The 16,375-nt window shown below is 33.7% G+C and carries 16 protein-coding genes; 4 read left to right on the top strand and 12 right to left on the bottom strand.

What is annotated here, in order from left to right; translation table 11 throughout:
* Positions 1-238: 238 nt before the first annotated feature.
* A complete protein-coding gene (locus ACE94K_RS12895) occupies positions 239-1,699 on the top strand; it encodes a leucine-rich repeat domain-containing protein (protein ID WP_378172809.1) in 1,461 nt (486 codons plus the stop codon).
* A gap of 130 nt (positions 1,700-1,829) precedes the next feature.
* Here ACE94K_RS12895 and ACE94K_RS12900 read toward each other — a convergent pair whose 3' ends face one another.
* The 10 genes from ACE94K_RS12900 to ACE94K_RS12945 all read right to left on the bottom strand — a co-directional run bounded on the left by ACE94K_RS12900 (position 1,830) and on the right by ACE94K_RS12945 (position 13,044).
* Complete coding sequence (locus tag ACE94K_RS12900) at positions 1,830-1,973, bottom strand: hypothetical protein (protein ID WP_378172812.1); 144 nt, start codon at positions 1,971-1,973, stop codon at positions 1,830-1,832.
* 29 nt (positions 1,974-2,002) lie between these two features.
* On the bottom strand, positions 2,003-2,185 hold the full coding sequence (locus tag ACE94K_RS12905; protein ID WP_378172814.1) for a hypothetical protein: 183 nt from the start codon (positions 2,183-2,185) through the stop codon (positions 2,003-2,005).
* A 214-nt stretch (positions 2,186-2,399) separates the two neighbouring features.
* Positions 2,400-3,305 (bottom strand): hypothetical protein, encoded by a 906-nt coding sequence (locus ACE94K_RS12910; protein ID WP_378172817.1) that lies wholly within the window; start codon positions 3,303-3,305, stop codon positions 2,400-2,402.
* A gap of 34 nt (positions 3,306-3,339) precedes the next feature.
* A complete protein-coding gene (locus ACE94K_RS12915; protein WP_378172820.1) occupies positions 3,340-4,836 on the bottom strand; it encodes a phospholipase effector Tle1 domain-containing protein in 1,497 nt (498 codons plus the stop codon).
* Between the two features lie 30 nt (positions 4,837-4,866).
* A complete protein-coding gene (locus tag ACE94K_RS12920) occupies positions 4,867-6,828 on the bottom strand; it encodes a PAAR-like protein (RefSeq protein ID WP_378172823.1) in 1,962 nt (653 codons plus the stop codon).
* A 36-nt stretch (positions 6,829-6,864) separates the two neighbouring features.
* Positions 6,865-7,266, bottom strand: a complete 402-nt coding sequence (locus tag ACE94K_RS12925) for a hypothetical protein (protein ID WP_378172825.1) — start codon at positions 7,264-7,266, stop codon at positions 6,865-6,867.
* 9 nt (positions 7,267-7,275) lie between these two features.
* A complete protein-coding gene (locus ACE94K_RS12930; protein WP_378172828.1) occupies positions 7,276-8,613 on the bottom strand; it encodes a hypothetical protein in 1,338 nt (445 codons plus the stop codon).
* Between the two features lie 15 nt (positions 8,614-8,628).
* Complete coding sequence (locus ACE94K_RS12935; protein WP_378172831.1) at positions 8,629-10,278, bottom strand: DUF4280 domain-containing protein; 1,650 nt, start codon at positions 10,276-10,278, stop codon at positions 8,629-8,631.
* Between the two features lie 47 nt (positions 10,279-10,325).
* Positions 10,326-11,174: a hypothetical protein gene (locus ACE94K_RS12940; RefSeq protein ID WP_378172833.1), complete on the bottom strand. Its 849-nt coding sequence runs from the start codon at positions 11,172-11,174 to the stop codon at positions 10,326-10,328.
* Position 11,175: 1 nt separating this feature from the next.
* The gene (locus ACE94K_RS12945; protein ID WP_378172836.1) at positions 11,176-13,044 is read right to left on the bottom strand and encodes a type VI secretion system Vgr family protein; all 1,869 of its coding nucleotides are present in this window, start codon (positions 13,042-13,044) and stop codon (positions 11,176-11,178) included.
* Between the two features lie 349 nt (positions 13,045-13,393).
* Here ACE94K_RS12945 and ACE94K_RS12950 point away from each other — a divergent pair, with 349 nt between their 5' ends.
* From ACE94K_RS12950 to ACE94K_RS12960, 3 genes are all read left to right on the top strand, one after another.
* Positions 13,394-13,807: a hypothetical protein gene (locus tag ACE94K_RS12950; RefSeq protein ID WP_378172839.1), complete on the top strand. Its 414-nt coding sequence runs from the start codon at positions 13,394-13,396 to the stop codon at positions 13,805-13,807.
* 212 nt (positions 13,808-14,019) lie between these two features.
* Entirely contained in the window at positions 14,020-14,340 is a 321-nt protein-coding gene (locus ACE94K_RS12955; RefSeq protein ID WP_378172841.1) for a hypothetical protein, read from the top strand.
* 331 nt (positions 14,341-14,671) lie between these two features.
* Entirely contained in the window at positions 14,672-15,262 is a 591-nt protein-coding gene (locus ACE94K_RS12960; RefSeq protein WP_378172844.1) for a hypothetical protein, read from the top strand.
* A gap of 73 nt (positions 15,263-15,335) precedes the next feature.
* On the opposite strand, the gene ACE94K_RS12965 is transcribed toward ACE94K_RS12960, so the two are convergent.
* Entirely contained in the window at positions 15,336-15,569 is a 234-nt protein-coding gene (locus ACE94K_RS12965) for a DUF6095 family protein (protein ID WP_378172847.1), read from the bottom strand.
* Positions 15,559-16,371 (bottom strand): N-acetylmuramic acid 6-phosphate etherase, encoded by an 813-nt coding sequence (gene murQ / locus ACE94K_RS12970; protein ID WP_378172849.1) that lies wholly within the window; start codon positions 16,369-16,371, stop codon positions 15,559-15,561. The genes ACE94K_RS12965 and murQ overlap by 11 nt, the downstream gene beginning before the upstream one ends.
* Positions 16,372-16,375: the final 4 nt, after the last annotated feature.

Below are 16,375 nucleotides of genomic sequence, written 5' to 3' on the forward strand. Positions count from 1 at the left end.
GAACATTTTATGGACTAATGTATGGTTTTGTGGGTGTTTTGGTTTCGTCTGGGATTTACTTAATACGTATGAATGGATTCAAAATAAATGGATTTAAAATTGAAATAGGTTTTGGTTCATATAAAAATCGTATTCGTTCATCCACAAAATACAGTCATTAGACCACTACCTCAAAAAAATGATAATTGTAAAGAGCATATTTGTAGTACTCATAAAAATTACATAAAGGATAGCATTTATGAAAAAAATATATTTAAAAGCAGCACTGCTAATAACAATTTTGTTAGTATCCTGCACTAAAGAGATAAGTGATGACTTGGTCATCAATATTATTGTGGATGATTTTGAAAATGTTTCTGAGGTATTACTAAAAATACTGGAAGACAATCCGGATAACACACTTAATTGGGATGGGGATACTAATAATCTTTCCAATTGGGAAGGTATCGTGATAGAAAATAATAAGTTAACTCAGCTAAATCTAGAAAACAAAGGAATCACCATACTTACTCCAACAATCAATAAATTACAAGATCTTAGGGTTCTGAACCTTAAAGAAAACTTGATAGTAAATATTCCGATTCAAATATTTGATTTACAAAACCTGAAAGAACTGTCGCTTTCCGGTCAGAATATAGGTGACACTATGGATGATGTTTCCGGCCTGTATTCACTATCTAATCTCGAAAAACTTGGCTTAGAACATTTTGATATTTATCATATTGAAGGAATTGAATCATTGACCAAATTAAAAGAATTAACTCTTAAAGATTTAGCTATCCGTTCTCTACCAGGGAGTATTGTTAATTTGAAAGAATTAAAAACTTTTACCTTGAAAGATAATAAAGACTTGACAGCATTGCCTGTAGGTTTTGAAGCTTTTGAAAATTTGGAGTCTTTAACGATTAGTGGCAGTCCGGGTATCCAATTTATCGAGTCCAGGATTTTTGATGCCGTTTCTTTACAAAAGCTAGATCTATCAAATAACAATATTGGCATTGCTACAAACGAGGAAGGAATCTTACCAGATGATATAGAAAAGTTGACACAACTAACGGATTTAAATTTAGAAAACAATTATATCAACACAATAAGTACCAGATTGGGAGATTTAACAAGCCTAAAAATACTTAACCTAAGGAACAATCGTATTATAGATATTCCAAAAGAGTTAGGAATGCTTACGATCTTAGATATTTTAGACATTTCTGGAAACCTACAACTTAATGAAATTCCAGTGGAGGTTTGTAAATTACAAGATACGGGAACAACTATTATAATCGATGGGATGTGCGAAGAGTTGAGAGTTAGTTCTCGATATGTCAATAATCCATCTATGGTAACGGTTGGCTTTCCATTTATTATTGATATAGATATTGATGCGGATATAGATCCTGTATTTATTGATGGGGATGGCCCGTTTGATCTGGATTTTGGGGAAATAGGGTTTGAAGTACATGAAGTACATAGAAGTCAGGTTACAATACGAGAGGATGTTCCAGGACAAGTTCTGGTTACTCGCAGTGAAACTCAGCAATTTATTAATGGTTTCCGCAATATGACGTTTGAATTGTTTGCACCTTTCGTAGTAAGTACAGATCTTCCCGAAGGTCGAACGTATCGTGTCAGGCTGTTTAATACAGAGATTGGTAACGTAAAAACCTATTTACCCGCATATGAGCTTATTGTTTTAGATTAGTATTTGATATTGATTTTGATACATCAGGTCATTTTATTTCATCAATCATAAAAAAACTCCTCATCTGTTATTGATATGATGAGGAGTTTACATTGGTTATTTTTATTGAAAATAACAGGATCGTATTTTTCTAATCACAATTTCTATGTGGACAAAAAAATGGCATATTTGTAACAACTCCACATTGACATCCATCATAGCCACCATTAATATTTTTCTGTGTTTCTTTTCCGAGTATTTTAACTCCTTCTAAGTTTAAAATGTTTGTTTTCATTGCGTGAAAATTTAAAGTAAAAGGGTTTTTTATCGTAAGATACATAGTTTACCAAATGGTGAACTGGGGACAGAAACACACTGATAATTATAGCTAGCAGTAAGATCTACACAATCTCGGTTATTATGGCAAGGTAAGAGTAACCCTCCATTTATTGTTTTTTGTTGCTCTCTGGTTAAAGCTTTTCCTAAGTTCGATAATTTGTTAATCATAACGTAAAAATTTAAGTTTATTTATTACACCATGTAATAAGTGTTCCTAAGATATCATTTAGAAAAACGGTATTGTTGATATAGTGGGGCTTCTACCTGTACTTGTGGATAAACTACTTTTTGAAGTGGATTTGTTCTAAAGAAAAATCAAGAAAGTAGGATGTTTATGAAAACTCGAATAACCGTAAGAGAATCTTACATTATAAAAGAACGTTCAAATACTGAGAAGACTATTATCATCAGTGTTTGGTTTGTTTTTTTTTAGGTTACTTTGGATGATTTTGAATTTTGACGGAGTAGGAGTGGTTGTTGATTTTTGATCAGTACCAAGTTGTTCTCCCATTTGTAGGGTGGATTTGGCTGTTTTTTTGGGTTTTGAAGTTTTCCCAAGTTGTAGTAGGTTGGTTTCTAAAGTCTTATCTTGGATTGATTTAGGTGTATTTGTTTTTTTAGTAGTTGGTTTTTTCTGAGTTTTCGCAATACTAGGTTGTTGATTTACTTTTTTTAATTTTTCTGAAGATGTTTTAAACTGCTGTAGAGGAGATGTTTTTTGCTTTTTTTTGGCAGGAACTTTGGGAACGGATTTGATTCTAGGTTCTGGTTTTGGTACGGATATATTTCCGAGGATGAGAGAAGTTTTTTTGGTTTTTTTCTTGGGGAGATTGATTTTTGATTCTTCTGCGATTTCCTGTCTCTTTTTAGGAGTTGAAACGGATTTATAAAGATCCGGATCTAATCCTTTAAGCATCAGCTCATCTTCTTTTTTAAATTCCAGCATCTCGTCTAGTGTAAAATGACGAACTGGAACATCAATAAAGCCTTTTAGATCATCTAGCGAACTACCATTAAAGATATGTTCTGATAATTGCAAACATTGTTGATGGGTGACATAACGCTGTTTATGTATTTTGTTATGTTGAATAGGATAGTCTACTTTCCATTTATTGCGATCTTGCCAGGAGAAATTAGCTATATGTTCCTCTTCTTTTTTCTTATATAATTTTATACAGGAATCCTTATGAGCAGAAGCTTTATTAATAGCATCATATAATTCTTTGCTAGAGATTTTTTGATCACTACTATTTATTTCTTTTTGGGTGTCGGTTATGGAAGCTTTCATAATTTTTTAGGATTTAATTGTAAAAGATTTTTAATCAACCTTGAATGATATTTCTTTCGAATTGAGGATGTTCTTTTTGATCATTAATTCTTGGACTATGGCCTATACTTTTTACGAGTTTCTTTATGGTATAAAACTGTGAAGACCAATGTAGATACTCATATCTGAGTTTTTTTAGATCCCAAGAAGATACATTTAGCTTCTTTCCGTCAAAAGAATCAAATACTTTTTTAAGAAAAGGGTCGCTTTTTACTGGATATTTCCCTTTGAGCCCATTGGTGTCAAAGATAACTTCATTTACCGAAGCCAAATCGGTCATTATATGAAGGGGAATATGACTATATGTACTACTTACGTATTTCCTAGATCCTATAATGCGATAATGATCAATTTCTAATGCGAATACATTATCTTCTATTTCTAGTTGATCAAAATTATTCCCCTTTTGTTCTCTATACCATCCTTGATCAAAAAACCAGTTTTTTACTTTTTTGGCAATTTTAAGAGACTCTGCTGTAGCATATACATCATCTGTTTCGAATTCTGGAGTTCTGTATAAAATTAATTTGTCTTCTTGAAGATGTTCTGAACCGTGTCTAATCTCTTCTTTATAACCTCCACCAATATCTGAATGTACACCAGGTAGATTGATAGTAAAACCATTATTTTTAGCACTGTCAATTGTAGTTAGAGAAAAGTTTTTTCTGTATTCATCTTCAGCTACTATTTGAGCGACAAATTTAGCATTAGAAATTGCATCTAACCCTAGTTCCCCGACATCGTCTTCAAAATCCCCTCCGTGTGATGATACTGTTTCGTAAAGCCCAATAAATCTCCAAATAATCTCAATTTCTATTTTTCGCTCTCCCTCAAAGAGTTTATTTATGTTATATTCAAAATAACTGTTAAAATCAAATAAGGGATCGTCAATAGGGGAGTGAGGTTCTGTATTTAAAGAAAGAAAATGTCTAGCTGCTGCTGCTCCTCGACTAAAACCAAAAACATCAAAAGTTACTTCAATTTTATTAATAGTGTTAATCGTTTTTTTTACATCTTCCATCGTCATTATAGCCTCAGCAGCTTTTCTCGTACCTAAACGAACACGCGAGCGAATACCTGAACGCCCATGTATTCCTAAAGCATATCCTAGCCAATCATCATCTTTAGCTCCATTATTCGTACCAATTCCTTCTACATAGATGTTGAAGTTTCCACCATTATTGCTATCAACTTCCGTATTATTTTTTAAAATGACTCCATTCAATGCCCCTTTATAAAATTCCCAAGCTCTTGCCACGTTAGAGGTTTCGTTACCATAACTCGTGGAATCAAACACCCCAAATCCTTGTTTTACGTTTTCCTTATTATTTCCAGTTCCATCAAAAAACATCCCCATAGTAACCTGTAATACACCTCCCTGACAAGCAGCCATATAGCCTTCTGCTTTGTTCAATTTAGAATTAGGTTTAGGTGTACAGACAACAGTTCCTGAACTTGCTGAGTTATTATGGTTGGTATTGTTGCTAGACATATTATAATTTTAAAACTATTGGGTAACCCTTTAAAAAAGTTCTTCTTCCTCTTCTTCTTCGATAGGTAACCTGGATATAAATTTAATCTTGGTTTTATCATCTAATGGTTCTGTCTTTCTTTTCCCAGAAGCATCTAATGCATAATTAGGATCACTAACATCATAAGATTCTCCTTTTTCAAAATCAGGGCTATCTCCTTGTAAAGTAATATTTTCAATAATTCTATCTGTATCATCTTGATCTTTTCCTGCTCGTCTATAATGAAAAGTTCTACCTTGTAAATTAAGGTCTACGATTTCTCCATTAGCTTTGCCATTAGCCTGAATGACTAGATACACAGGTATATCAGGTAGAATCGATTCGGTAGTAATAATATCGTCTTTTTGGTAACCTTCGCCATCTTCAGCATATATAGCGTAAATTCTTAAAATTTTGGGTTCTGTGTTTCTGTCGTTTAGTACGTTTTCCAGACTTCCGAATATATTACCACTACCATCACCATTTTCATTTTCATCCTCATCTTCCTCTTCAATTTCTCTTGTGACTTTTGTGAAGACTTCTCCTTTTGGAAACCCGTCAGCAACATAACTTAAGCCATCCATTGAGGTATTTAGCGTAGCAAGATTATTGGATAGTTTATTTAGAGATTCACTGTATTTTGCGCCAACTTTTCCTAAATATTTATTTTTTAGACCATCTATAAAGCCTCCAAAATCCCCGATAGATTTTAATGTTAATGAAGCTTTGTCAATATCTTTTTGGAGATCACTAGATTCGTCCTTATAATTTTTCAACTTTTTATAATACCCTAATTCTTTTAATTCTTTTTCTATAGATGCCTGAACTCTATTGTTTAGTGTATTTCTTTCATTTTGTATGACGACTTTTGCCTGATCTACAACACTTCCTTGAGGATCATTTATTAAAACGGCATCTATATTATCCAGAAGTTTTAGTGCTTCCTGTGTATCTTCGTTTTTATCTAATCTCAGATCTTTACTGGTGCTGGATAACTTATCAAGGTGTTTTTTAGTGCTATTGTTTTCTGTATTAATAGCATTGTAACCGGTTAGAGAAGTAGCGCTTTCCCCAATACTTTCTTGGTTCGTTGATGTACTGTTTTGTTCTATTTTAACTTCTCTGGCGGTTGTAGTGGCAGTAATTTTGGAGTTTATAAAGTTTTCATATTCTTTGATAGCTTCATTGGTTGCATTATCGTATAAAACTTCATTTCGCTTTTCTTCTTCCGCATTTTGTAGATCAACCTCATCTTTTGAGGTTGTTATCTGTATTTCTGTTTTTGTTTCTTCTTCTTCTTCTGGGGGAGTATATGCTTTACCAGTAAGCTTTGCATCTATCTTTTTTTTGAGTTCTGTAATCTCTTTGTCTAAATCTTTAACCTTAGAATCCGTTTGTTTTTTTAGCTCGTTTAGTTTTTGAACCTGAGTATCTAATGTGGTAGCGAGATTTGCAGCTTGTGTATTTTCTAATACAGGTTTTAATCCATCAAAAGCAGCGGTCACACCTTCCGTTACATCTTTTAGGGCTTCAGTACTTTTTTTTACGACACTATTGGCAGCACTATTAATTTTTGCTTGTGCTTGATCAACAATATTAGGTTTCTTGTTTGAAGGGGGAACAGCTTTAACCGGATCAAAGTTAAAAGTAATTTTACCACCTCTTGCCGTGCACTCGAATTCACTGTCTTCCACCAGCGGAACTCTATTTACAATATTGATGGTTTTTTCTGCCGGTAGCTTCCAGGTTCCGACAGGTTTACAAACCATACATTGCCCCATATAATTACATCCGGTAAAAGGAACAATATGTGTAGAAGGTGTAATATCTTGTTCTGTACTGGCGAGCCCTTTACTTATCCCTACGCTTTTGACTGGAGTACTCAATGTGGACGGAGCACCACCAACAGAATTAGTACACAGAATCTTAACATTTGTATATGAAATTCGTACTTCTTTTGTTTCTGTTGCCATTTGAGTAGTATTGATATATTATATGGTATTCTTTTGTTATACAAAAGGATCTTCACCTCTTAGCATCATTTCCTCTTCTTTTTTAAATTCGATCATTTCATCCAATGTAAAATCTTGGATTGGCACATCTATAAAGCCAGGAACATTGTCTATATTTCCTTTTTCAAATAATTCTCTTACAATTGCGACGCATTGTTTTTTGGTGGCGTAGCATTGTTTGTGTACTTCTCTTAATTTAATAGGGTGATCAATTTTTAGATTATGTATATAATTATAATCAATCGACATTATGAAATCAAAAGGAGTTTTATTGTACAATATGATTTTAGAGTCAATATCATCTGATAGATTATAAATTATTTTTAGTATATAATCTAATTCAATCACTTGATCAGCGATCTGAATATTATTTATTATATCTTCAACTAATACTTTCATTTTATTTTTTCAAAACATTGTATAGGGACAATTTTCACCTCCAATTTCTAGGTAGGAAGAAGTTTTAGCCTCCAGTTTTTTAAAATTGCCTAATTCTCTTTCATATTTTCCTTCCAACATTCTTAAATTATCAAGAAGTGATTCTAGCATCCTTCCTTTCATTGGATGATCTGCATACTGCTCATCTCTTGGTTTATTATCATATTCGTCTTTTTCTTTTTGCAACTCTTGTTTCATATTAATATAGTCTTGTCCTTTTGGAACTGTTCCATAATGACTAGCAAACCATTTATCAAAATTCCTTTTTCTTTCTTTTTTCTTTTCATTATTAAATCCATTAAGGTGCAGAAGAGCTTTAGTGTATTCTTCTCTGTAAAACCTATGAGCATAATTATTTTTTCTCCATTCCTCATACCCCCATTTGATAAATTTTTCTAAATAACCTGTAGCGAAGTTTTTTCTAAACTTAGCAATATCTGTGAAAAAATCAACTAAACCCTCTACTGTTGATTTTGCTTTGTCATACATATTTTTATATTCTCCCGGGGTTACAATACCATCATAAAATACATCTTTAGGTATAAGTTTTTTATCTCGTAAAAAAGTGAGAATTTCTTCGGGTTCATAATAGTAACCTCTTTTAAAAGTTTTTTTCTCCTGAATATCGATTTTATGTTTAGTACTTTTTGGATAATGAGAGCCAAGTTTAGCTAAAATACCAGGAGCACAAAAAGATTCGTGAAAATCTTTTAGTTTAATTTCTTCACTTTTTACAATTGTTAACTTTCCTTTTTTATTTCTGCTTTCCTCTTGATATGTACCTTTATCTTCTACACTCTCATTAGCAAATTTTTTCATATACTTAACAGCTAATTTGAAAGGGACATCTTCAGTTCTTGATAGAGGAGCGGTTTCTGTAAATTCTGCAAATATTCTAACTGAATGATTTTTATTTTTTTTATTCTTTTCTTCATCCCAATAAAGATTTATCTCAAAATCCCCTTTTTGTAAAATTAGAACATGATCTCTACAAGAAATTCTTGTTGAACCATGAAACGAAACATCAAAGGCTACTTTAATTTCTTCTTCTTCCTCTTCAAACCACTCAAATCTTGGAGCAAAAAAATCATTAGACATTAATCTTTCATAACTATTTTTTTGCCTACTTCCATAAATAATCCACTCATTTTTATTACCTAAAACAGATTTACCATCAATTCTATATATATGAAATGCACATCTTTTTATGGAAGGATCGTTATAATCACAATATAAGAAGTTACCTTCTCCGGTTTTAATTGGGGTGTTTCCTCCTGGTTCTATATTTTTATCAGGTATTTTTGTCATAAACTTAAGTTGTCATTAATTGATTTTAGATGGGACTCCCCAATAAGCTCTTAGTGTATATTCTTTGTCATTATCATTCTCATCTCCCGTCCGAGCTCCAGCCGCTCCATTTTCTCCATTTTTGTTTTTATCATCCTCGTCTCTATTCTTGTCTTCTTTATCATTTTTTTCTTTCTTCGGTTTTACATTGGTGACCACATCGCCCGGAGGTAAACCGTCTGCAATAAAACTCATACCATTCAGGGATACGTTGAGCAGGCTTAGATTTTCTCCAGCTCTTGCAACAGCTGCATCGTATTTGCCGGTGACTTTACCAATATATTTTTCTTTTAAGCTGTCAATATATCCTCCAAAATCACCCATCCTTCCCAGGTATTTCTCAGCTTTATCCATATCTTCCTGTAATTCTGAGGATTTTGCCTGGGCTATGTCAATTTTCTTTTGTGCTTTATCATACCCGAGTTTTTGCAATTTTTCATCCAACTCGTTTTGTACTTTGGTGTTTAATTTGCCTTTAGTACGCGTTACTTTTCTATCTATAGAACCCTGCGTTGTGTTTTTAGCTTTATTGGTAAGGATTTTGGATACTTCTCCCTGATCAGGAACGGGAATAGGTCCGGCCTGAGACGGAATGTATAAACTATATAATAGTGTCAATGCCTTTTTACTGTCTTCTCCACCATCAAAACTAGTGTCTTTATTAATACTAGTTACCTGTTCTGTCATACTACCATATTCTGCAGCGGCTATATTTTCCAGATTTTCCTGTTCTATTTTCTTTTGATCCAACCAATTTTCAAGAGGGCCTTTGTCGGATAGCATAGGAACGCCGAAGTCACCACCGGCGTCCTCATCAAAATTTATAAGACTTGCTGTATTGATTTCTGAATTAAAGTGACCTTCTAATGCATTAATGGAATCCTGGATTCCTAGTCCAACAAAAGCTTGTTCTTCCGGGGACATTCCGGAAGAAGCAACATTAAAACCACCCATATCTTCCAAACCGGGAATTTCAATTCCGTTTATGGTATCAGAGATTTGAGACTTAAGTTCAGGAACTTTCTGTTCCAGGGATGCTAGTTTTTGGTCAATCTGTTCTTTGGACAAGTTGGCTTGATCAAGAGCTCCATTTGCTGCAGTAATCATATTTTGCATAGCCGGGGCGTCAAATATTTGCCCAATTGGTTTTAATCCATCTAATGCTGCACCGATTTCTGAAGAAATGCCATCTGTCGCCTTTTTTGCCACATTGGCCACTTTGTTGGCAGTACCATTTATTTTAGCTTTTGCTTGATCGACAATATTAGGTTTTTTAAGACCTATAAATTCTGATTTAGCAGGTTCTGGTTCGAAACCAACAAAACCTCCTCCTGTAGTACATACAAGCTCACTATGTTCTACTAATGGGATAAATTTTTCAGAATTAACCGTAGGCTCTGCGATGTCAATCCAATCGGTAAGGGCTGGAGTACACGTTTTTGTTATTGTACCGGAGCATTTAGAGAATAGGGGAATGTTAGCGCCTGTAATTTTATCCATTTTTGTAACTATTGGTTTTCCGCCAATGGTTACTGTTTGAGTGGTGGATTTCATAGAAAGAAATTCTCCCGGACACTTATCACATTTAATTTGAAAACCTTCGTATGATATTCGTTTTTCTACCATTTTTTCTAACTACTTTATTTTTGATTATGAAGATCTCAGTGATATATTTATGTAGCCTTTAATTTACTTATTTGTCTGTAGCTATAGATTCCAGGTACTTCAACATTTAACAGCATCGTGGCATCTTCCACTATGTCGTCATCATTTAGGTCAAATACTTCCAGACAATTACTTTCAATTTTTATATTGTATTTATGAACATCAAAAAGGTTACTTATCAATGCGGACGCACTTTCTTCATCGAATCTAGGGATATCTATATCTCCTGATCTTATTATTTGATATCCCATAGTTTTCTCGTTCATTGCCACAACCTTGGTATCCATTCGAAATGGCAAAGCTGTAGTATCAAAAAAATCATATAGTACTTTTCGCTGTTTAATAGATTCTTGAAATAATAAATTTTGCTTATAGATAGGAGGGAATACTAAAGAAGCAACTTCAGATTTTTTTACCAAGTTTAAAAATTCTGTTTGATTATTAATAATGGCATCTACACCTGTCACAAATAGATCCACATCGTCCAAACTTTCTTTGTGCGTTTTCTTGAAATTGTTTTTATGATCATCCCATTCTTCAGCTATTTCTCCTCGATTAACGATAGAAATGATATCTCCGTGTTCATCAGTATAGAGAACCAATTTTTTTTGCAGATTAGCTAGTTCATCCTCAATGGCACGGATATCTTCTTTGTTACTTTGTATTCTCTCGATAACCTCTAAAGAGAAAAGGTAACCAATAGGGTCTTTTCTGATAAATGATTTTTTGACTTTATACCTAACCCTGTTTTCTATAGGTTCTTCTGTAGATTTGATATATGTAAACGTATCAACTTCATATTGCACAGAATATTCATTCTTAATGAAGTCGATATCTTGTTTTGCAATCATATTCATATTAATTGATATTAACCTTACCTCCTAAAACTTTTATCTTGGCACCATTAAGTAAGCTGGTTGCTGCTCCTGTTAAATTCAAAACACCAGCGGTAATAACAGTAAGAATAGCACCACTTTGTATATTAGTCATCACAGCACCAGTTATGGATACTCTTTTTCCGAAAACACTAACGCTTTTAGAACCATTTATGGTGGCTTTGGCACCTGCTTTAGCTTTTATATCAGTTCCTGCATCCATCTTAAAATTTGTTCCTGCGCTGGAGCTTATATCTTTGGCTGCAGAAGAAGTAATATTATTACCCGCATTGACGGTCAGATCATTACTAGCTTCCATAACAATGTCGGTAGAGGAGAAGGTGATCTTATTGGGAGCATTAATCGTAATTTCTCCGTTACCACCCATCACAATCGTATTACCACTTGGGTCAGCTATAGTTACGCTACCATCTGCATCATTAAGAGTAACCTGATTACCGCTTCGTGTTTTGATGGCTTTAAGATGATTGTTACCACTTTTAAAACTTTCCGGGACAGAAGAAGCATTGGTGACACTTCCTTTTACAATAGGCGCTTCTGCATTTCCTCCTTCATGATCAACTATAACTTCATCTCCTTTTTCTGGAACAAAATACATTCCTTGTCCTGGTCCACCAGCAAGACTAGCTTGTCTGATCCAAGGAGAGGTTTCACCTGTTTCTTTTTGCCAGGCATACTGTATTTTTACACGTCCCATACCTTCTGGATCCACGTTATCTACTACAATAGCGGTCTGCGATTTGCCTTTCGGGAATGCTTTGATGGATGTTTTTGGATATGCCTCTGTTTCTGCTGTAGTTGCTTCAAATATGTTTTCATACCGGCCATTTTCAGAACAGCTATGCTTTATTTTGGTAATTCTATAACCTCCATATGATGAAGCTTCTCCGTCTATTAAAACAATACTTCCTACTGTGATACTGGGGTTACTGCTTTTTCCGGAGACTTTTATTTGATTTACTTCATTTGCTTGTTTTTGAAGTAAGATCTGATCATCAATTCTGGATTTCATTTGAGCATCATCGTGTGCACTTACAAAAACTTGAGTTTCTTTTCGATATAATTTATCACTTTTCTGATTAACAGAGGATATAAACCCTTTTGTATGAGAGTTCAAATCTGTTGTTTTTACTTCATGAAACTGATCTGTCAAATAATCATTTGTGAAATATTTAAAATTGTTTGGAATCGCTTCCAGTTTCATAGATAGTTCCAAAAGATCATATCCATAACGTAATTTTACAGGGTCTTTTGATTCTGGTTTTCCAAATATCAATTCGGTGCCGTTATAGTAAAACCATTCACCATATTGTGCGGCTAATCTGCTGGCATATTCAAAAGCACTTTCTTCTTGTTGTACACTATAATGTACTGGAGTTACTTTTTTAGGAGCTATTTTTAATCCTAAAATTCCTTTATCGTAACCTGTAAACGTTTTTTCTAAAATTTCTGATAAACTAATGTCCTGATGAGAAGTATAATGTGGTCCATCATCTGCTATGACACTACAACTTTTTCCTAAAATATGAATAAGATCTCCGGTATTTTGATAGAATCCCTTTACGGTATTGATGGCTGTTACAATACCTTTAAACTCTAATGTTTCATCGTCAGTGAAGCCGTTTACTGAATGTATTTTGAGTAAGAAAATTGCACCTAAAAAATTAATACTTTCTCCAGAGATATCTTCTGTTACAGTTTCGAGAACATCTTTTCTACAGATGAGTTCAAAACTGTGATGGGTATCAATTTCTTGATGAAGTGACAAACTTTGAAATGCAGGAATGGGTTCACCGTCTACAAAAATTTGTACTTGTGTATCTGTTGCCATATTAGTTGAATTGATATAAAAACTATTGTATTTATTAACTCAATTTAAAATGTATTCAGCCGTGAAATTGGGAAATGAGGACGAATGGTTGGGAAACAAGGACGTTTGTAGCAAATTTTGTGGTTTTGGGAAAGAGTTCCTTTTTAAATATCTAGTTTATAGAGAGGTAATAAGTTATTTTGGAAAAGTTATAAGCGTCTGGTCAAAACTAAAAGAACAATAACGCTATTCCTTTTAATTTAGCTTTTGATCAACAAATTCTTTACTAAAGTCCACACAAGAGCTCTATTAGTTCATAACTCTTATAAGTTTACATTCGATTTAACAATTCATTTTAAAATTAAAAGCAATGAAAACTAAGAACAATTTTTTTAAAAACTTAAGTAAAGTAGTATTGGTATTATCTATCTTAATGATCGCATCTTGTGGTAGCGATGATGATGGAGCTGTAGATGCAGGAGTTATTTTACCAGCAGAATTGGTTACTACGTATGATGGAAGTTTAACTTATGCACCTACTAACGGTACAACTATAATTAATACAAGTGGAACTGCAACAATTACTAGATCTGGGAATTCATATACTATAAGTTTTAGTGATGGAGTTCCATCTATTACAGGAGTAACTTTTATACAGACCGGGGATACAGTTTTTGTATCTGCATCCGTTGGGACTCCTACATCCGGAATTGCAATAAATGATGCTGAATTGTCGGTTGGCATAACTATAGATGGTAATGTATGGACATTCGGCACTAATTAATTGGTTTATATAAATATCTCTAGGGAAGGGTGGTTTTTGGGGAAAATCACCCTTTCTATTTTTCAATGAATGACCACTTAGCTAGTTCGAAGGATTCTATGATGAAAGATTTATTAAAAAAGATATATCAAAATTTCATTCTAAATACAATATTATGAGACTATACCGTTAGGTTTATGAACAAAATAACAATTCACTTAAATTTAAAAGTAATGAAAATTAAAAACAATTTTTTGAAGAACGTAGGGAAAGCAGTATTAATAGGATCGGTTATATTTATCACATCTTGTGGTAGCGATGATGCCCAAGATGCAATTGATAGTGTAGCCTGTGAAAATGAGACACTTGCTTCTAGATTAGCCGTTGAAACAGCTATCACGGCATATAATGCTGCTCCTGATCAAGCTACTTGTGTTTCATTAAGAGAACTTATTGAAGCGTACAGAGAATTTGATTGTATCCCTGAGAATGCATTTTCTACTGAGTATGATGCTTTACCGACTGATTGCGCAGATGCAGGTAGCGGTAATTAAAATTTAGGATATTTAACATACTCTTCAAGACTTTTGATATATTTAAAACATTAAGTAGAGTAGGTTTTATTAAGATATTTTAAACGAACAAGAGCGATTTTATGTAAAATCGCTCTTGTTTCTTTCTCGATATTTATAGAATAGAAGTGGTTTTACTATGAAGTTTAGTATCTTAAAAAACAAATTCTTACTGTAAATATAATATACATAGAACGTCTTCCCTTTAGATATTGACCTTCGTCCACAAAATCATTACGAATCTCCATAGTTGGATTTTTTCTAATGTTTGTTTTAAGATATTTATCTCATAAATTCTTAAAACTTATAAATTATGAAAACGAGTAAATTTTTACGTTGCATTTCAAGGATGCTTTTAACGGTTTCGATAGTGCTAACTTCTTGTGAGACAGAAAATGATGATTTTGTTTCAGAAGAGTCCTTAGTCACGCCTGATTCTATTACTGATTCAGAAGACGGACTTAAGGCTGCTGCAAGTATTGTAAATGAAAAAGTATATAGGTATTACGCAGGGGGGGCGTTATCCTTGCATACGTATAGAACACAAAGCGGAACAGGATCTGCGATAGGTAGTTATGAGGGTGTTGCCTTTACAACCCCTGTTTCTAGTACATCCACCGGATTTGATAGGAACAAATATAACGTTTTGTATTTCATGATACATCCACAAAATAAAGATTTTATCATGACCACCAGCGGTACAGAATTTTGGAATTTACGTAGACAAGGATGGAAAAATGTTACCAGAAAGTATGTTTTGATACAAAAGAGTTCTGGTGGTGGTACAGTTAAACTTTATCGCTTTTACGATGTAGCTAATTCTGATCATTTATATACAAAGAGCTATTCAGAAGGAGTTAATGCAGGACTTGCTTACGAAGGAGTAGTAGGTTGGGTAAAGTAAAGTTTTGAACATCTTAAAGATCAGGAGTAATAGCAACATTATTCCTGATTTTCATTTTTTTAGAACTAAAAGGCTATTTCTTACCAAACATAGAATCCATAATGGTTTTTAATCCTCTAAAAGCCATGAAAATGGCAAAGGCAGCTCCTAATAATCCCACAATTAAAATAGGGATATAGTAGGGATGATCCTGATTTTTAAATGCTGAGTGTATAACAACTGGGCTAATAAACATAAATATTAACGCAATTGCCATACGTTGCACTCCTTTACCTAATAATTCTTTATCTGTTCTTCTAGGCTCCATAATTATTTATTGCTTCGCGAACACTACCATATTTTTCTAATAATTGTGCAGCTAATTCTCTTTCGATTTTTAATTCTTCCATAATCATTCTGGTACCGCGATCGACCAGTTTGTTATTGCTAAGTTGCATATCGACCATTTTATTACCTTTTACTCTTCCTAATTGGATCATTGTAGTGGTTGATATCATATTTAGCACTAGTTTTTGCGCTGTACCGGCTTTCATACGTGAGCTTCCTGTTACAAATTCGGGACCAACAGTCACTACAATAGGGTATTGTGCCGTTTTTGCTAAAGGACTTCCTTCGTTACAGGTAATACAACCAGTAATGATATTGGATTCATTACATTTTTTTAAAGCTCCTATGACATAAGGAGTGGTTCCAGAAGCAGCTATGCCGATAACAATATCTTTTTCCGAAATTTGATAGGCTTCTAGGTCTTGCCAACCTTGCTCTATACTGTCTTCGGCAAATTCAACTGCTTTTCTGATTGCCAGATCACCACCGGCAATTAGGCCAATAACTAAATCGTGAGAAACTCCAAAGGTGGGAGGGCATTCGCTAGCATCGACAACACCTAACCGACCACTGGTTCCGGCACCCATATAAAAAAGCCTACCACCATTTTTTAATTTTTGTATAATTTGAAATACTAACGCTTCAATTTGAGGAATTGATTTTTCTACAGCATCCGGTACTGTTTTGTCCTCATTGTTGATATTGGACAATAGCTCTGGTATACTCATCTTCTCCAGATGATCATACTTAGAAGCTTGTTCTGTTATTTTGGTAAACGTCATGCTC

The sequence above is a fragment of the Aquimarina besae genome (genome assembly GCF_042434905.1).
Classification (GTDB): Bacteria; Bacteroidota; Bacteroidia; order Flavobacteriales; family Flavobacteriaceae; genus Aquimarina.

What these genes read in the sequence shown, in the direction of transcription:
- murQ (WP_378172849.1), bottom strand. Translation starts at nt 16,371, where the DNA reads ATGACGTTTACCAAAATAACAGAACAAGCTTCTAAGTATGATCATCTG.
- ACE94K_RS12920 (WP_378172823.1), bottom strand. Translation starts at nt 6,828, where the DNA reads ATGGCAACAGAAACAAAAGAAGTACGAATTTCATATACAAATGTTAAG.
- ACE94K_RS12930 (WP_378172828.1), bottom strand. Translation starts at nt 8,613, where the DNA reads ATGACAAAAATACCTGATAAAAATATAGAACCAGGAGGAAACACCCCA.
- ACE94K_RS12905 (WP_378172814.1), bottom strand. Translation starts at nt 2,185, where the DNA reads ATGATTAACAAATTATCGAACTTAGGAAAAGCTTTAACCAGAGAGCAA.
- ACE94K_RS12950 (WP_378172839.1), top strand. Translation starts at nt 13,394, where the DNA reads ATGAAAACTAAGAACAATTTTTTTAAAAACTTAAGTAAAGTAGTATTG.
- ACE94K_RS12945 (WP_378172836.1), bottom strand. Translation starts at nt 13,044, where the DNA reads ATGGCAACAGATACACAAGTACAAATTTTTGTAGACGGTGAACCCATT.
- ACE94K_RS12900 (WP_378172812.1), bottom strand. Translation starts at nt 1,973, where the DNA reads ATGAAAACAAACATTTTAAACTTAGAAGGAGTTAAAATACTCGGAAAA.
- ACE94K_RS12915 (WP_378172820.1), bottom strand. Translation starts at nt 4,836, where the DNA reads ATGTCTAGCAACAATACCAACCATAATAACTCAGCAAGTTCAGGAACT.
- ACE94K_RS12960 (WP_378172844.1), top strand. Translation starts at nt 14,672, where the DNA reads ATGAAAACGAGTAAATTTTTACGTTGCATTTCAAGGATGCTTTTAACG.
- ACE94K_RS12910 (WP_378172817.1), bottom strand. Translation starts at nt 3,305, where the DNA reads ATGAAAGCTTCCATAACCGACACCCAAAAAGAAATAAATAGTAGTGAT.
- ACE94K_RS12955 (WP_378172841.1), top strand. Translation starts at nt 14,020, where the DNA reads ATGAAAATTAAAAACAATTTTTTGAAGAACGTAGGGAAAGCAGTATTA.
- ACE94K_RS12925 (WP_378172825.1), bottom strand. Translation starts at nt 7,266, where the DNA reads ATGAAAGTATTAGTTGAAGATATAATAAATAATATTCAGATCGCTGAT.
- ACE94K_RS12935 (WP_378172831.1), bottom strand. Translation starts at nt 10,278, where the DNA reads ATGGTAGAAAAACGAATATCATACGAAGGTTTTCAAATTAAATGTGAT.
- ACE94K_RS12940 (WP_378172833.1), bottom strand. Translation starts at nt 11,174, where the DNA reads ATGAATATGATTGCAAAACAAGATATCGACTTCATTAAGAATGAATAT.
- ACE94K_RS12965 (WP_378172847.1), bottom strand. Translation starts at nt 15,569, where the DNA reads ATGGAGCCTAGAAGAACAGATAAAGAATTATTAGGTAAAGGAGTGCAA.
- ACE94K_RS12895 (WP_378172809.1), top strand. Translation starts at nt 239, where the DNA reads ATGAAAAAAATATATTTAAAAGCAGCACTGCTAATAACAATTTTGTTA.